The 1,853-nt window shown below is 66.2% G+C and carries 2 protein-coding genes and 1 pseudogene; all 3 read right to left on the bottom strand.

The genetic code is table 11. The features are described from left to right. On the bottom strand, positions 1-435 hold a 435-nt coding region (locus EN781_RS31675), incomplete at its 3' end, for a hypothetical protein (protein ID WP_145965756.1). A gap of 270 nt (positions 436-705) precedes the next feature. Next, positions 706-1,293: a HutD family protein gene (locus EN781_RS31670; RefSeq protein WP_126055032.1), complete on the bottom strand. Its 588-nt coding sequence runs from the start codon at positions 1,291-1,293 to the stop codon at positions 706-708. Between the two features lie 4 nt (positions 1,294-1,297). Continuing rightward, positions 1,298-1,853: pseudogene (locus EN781_RS31665) on the bottom strand (urocanate hydratase); the annotation flags it as partial.

Here is a 1,853-nt window from a genome sequence, read left to right as displayed (position 1 = left end):
GTCGGAATGCGCGACATAGGTCCAGGCCAGCGCCAGCGCGCGCGGCACGGTGGTTCCGTCGGCCAGCTTCAGCGTCGGCAGCTGGCGATAGAAGCGGCGCGGCAGGTCGCGCTTGACCTGGAAGATGGTCTCCTCGACCAGGTAGTTGTTGTCGAGCAGCCATTGCGCCGCCGGGGTGATGGTTTCGCCCTTGGCCTGCGCGGCATTGGTCGAGCGGTAGACTTCGAGGATTCGCTTGGCGCTGTCGCGGATGCGGGCCTGGAACTCGAACGGCGCCAGACCGAACAGATCCTTGACGTCCCCTTTGGCAAGGCCGGCACCCAACTCGCGTAGCCGGTCTTCCGGCATGAAATTGGAACGTATCGGCGCTTCGGTGATGACCGGGAAGCTGGCGCTCGTGAGTTCGATCTTGGCGGGATTCGTCTGTATGTTCATTTATATTTCCGTATGGCGGGCACGGTGCGGCGTCCCCGCCACGGCAATGGCCCTAAAACCTGCTCAAATGCAATTGGTTGCATGTCAACTTAGGCCGAAAGTTCGTTCTCCGCACCACGACAGGGCGTCATCTCTCAGCAACTCGATGGACGAGCGCCCCACGCTCCCCGTCCCATATCTGATCGATGGAAGGAATCCGGCTTTTTCGTGATGCGGGCAAGAGCTTACGCCAATTTTCGCCGGCGCCGCGATCATGTTTGGCAACAGGCGTTAATGGTTGCTGCCAGCCCGATCGATGCGGATCACGAACAGGATCGTGCCGGCGGCCGGCTCCAGGCGCTGTCTCGGGGTGCCCAGATCCAGCACCAGCGCATCGAGCGGGCCGAGGCGCTCGGGCGCGTCGCCGGCAAGCACGATCTCGCCATCGAGAGGCAGGACAAGGGTCGTGTCCGCCCTGGCCTCGATTTCCAGAGGCGCCGCGACCGTCAGGCGCTCGACGGTGTGCGTCATGCGGCCGCGCCGGGTCATGACATTGAGGTCGGTGATCGGGCCGGAGATCAGCGCGGCCGCGGTCGGCACATCGGCTGCAAAGGAAAAAGGGGCGGAGGCCGCGGTCAGTTCGGCCGGCGCGCGGCCGGCGACGTCGAGTACGATCCCCTGCCCTGCCAGCACGCAAAGCGTGCGGTCGATGCCGGCGAAGCTGGAGAACGGGCCGCCGGCCTCGACGCGCGCCATCGAGATGCGCCAGTCGAAATTGTCGAACCCGGCGCCGCCGGGCGAAACAGTGATTTCGGTCGTCGTGCCGCCGCCGTTCTTCCACGGCATGACGCGGTAGCCGGCGGCACGAAGGATGCGCATCGGCTCAGCCCAGGATGCCCGGCAGGTTGAGCTGGTGCTCTTTGGCGCATTCGATGGCGATATCGTAGCCGGCGTCGGCGTGGCGCATGACGCCGGTCGCCGGGTCGTTCCACAGAACGCGCTCAAGGCGCTTGGCGGCCGCCGGCGTGCCGTCGGCGACGATGACCATGCCGGAATGCTGCGAGAAGCCCATGCCGACGCCGCCGCCATGGTGCAGCGACACCCAGGTGGCGCCCGACGCGGTGTTGAGCAGCGCATTGAGCAGCGGCCAGTCGGAAACGGCGTCGGAGCCGTCCTTCATCGCTTCGGTCTCGCGGTTGGGCGACGCGACCGAACCGGAATCGAGGTGATCGCGGCCGATGACAACCGGCGCCTTGAGCTCGCCCCTGGCCACCATCTCGTTGAAGGCGAGGCCCAGCCTGTGGCGGTCGCCGAGCCCAACCCAGCAGATGCGCGCCGGCAGGCCCTGGAACGAGATGCGCTCGCGCGCCATGTCCAGCCAGTTGTGCAGATGGGTGTTGCCGGGGGTCAGCTCGCGCACCTTGGCGTCGGTCTTGTAG

The organism is Mesorhizobium sp. M4A.F.Ca.ET.090.04.2.1 (assembly GCF_003999085.1).
Taxonomy (GTDB): domain Bacteria; phylum Pseudomonadota; class Alphaproteobacteria; order Rhizobiales; family Rhizobiaceae; genus Mesorhizobium.
The sequence above is the reverse complement of the archived record's forward strand: the minus strand, read 5'-3'. Positions and strand labels throughout refer to the sequence as shown.

What these genes read in the sequence shown, in the direction of transcription:
- EN781_RS31670 (WP_126055032.1), bottom strand. Translation starts at nt 1,293, where the DNA reads ATGCGCATCCTTCGTGCCGCCGGCTACCGCGTCATGCCGTGGAAGAAC.